Origin of the sequence: Pseudoalteromonas sp. SR45-5, assembly GCF_014163565.1 — a bacterium.
GTDB lineage: Bacteria > Pseudomonadota > Gammaproteobacteria > Enterobacterales > Alteromonadaceae > Pseudoalteromonas > Pseudoalteromonas distincta.
The window spans coordinates 1-746 of the sequence record NZ_JACJDN010001024.1 but is presented as its reverse complement, the minus strand read 5'-3'; the positions used below and the strand labels follow the sequence as shown (position 1 = coordinate 746).

At 41.3% G+C, this 746-nt stretch carries 1 protein-coding gene; it reads left to right on the top strand.

From position 1 onward, the window contains the following. Positions 1–21: 21 nt before the first annotated feature. A partial coding sequence (locus H5072_RS20795; protein WP_259396020.1) for a pyruvate kinase occupies positions 22–746 on the top strand: 725 nt, incomplete at its 3' end.

Genomic DNA, 746 nt, shown 5'->3' with positions numbered 1-746 from the left:
CCAAGCAAACAGGAGAAATTGATGCTAAGACGCACGAAAATAGTCGCTACCCTTGGACCTGCTACCGATAGAGATAACAACTTAGAAAAAATTATTATCGCTGGGGCTAATGTAGTACGTTTAAACTTCTCACATGGTGTTGCCCAAGATCATAAAGACCGTGCGCAAGCTGTACGCGATATTGCAAAAAAATTAGGCAAGCATATTGCTATTCTTGCTGACCTTCAAGGCCCTAAAATCCGCGTTTCTACTTTTAAAGAAGGTAAAGTAACGCTTTCTGTGGGTGCAAAGTTCACTCTTGATGCAAAAATGGAAAAAGGCGAAGGCGATGTTAACTCTGTAGGTATTGATTATAAAGAATTACCTAACGACGTTAGCCCTAACGACTTACTACTCCTAAATGACGGCCTTATTCAACTAACTGTTGATGAAGTAGCTGGGCACTTAGTACATTGTACTGTAACTGTTGGCGGTGTTTTATCTAACAATAAAGGTATTAACCGTTTAGGTGGTGGCTTAACTGCTCCAGCATTTACTGAAAAAGATAAAGAAGATTTAATAACTGCCGCTGAAATTGACGTAGATTACATTGCCGTATCATTCCCACGTAGTGGCGACGATATGCGCTACGTACGCTCACTTGCTGAAGCTGCTGGTTCAAAAGCACAACTACTTGCAAAAATTGAACGTGCTGAAGCCGTTGAAACACAAGAAGCTGTTGATGACATCATTCTAGCGTCTGACGC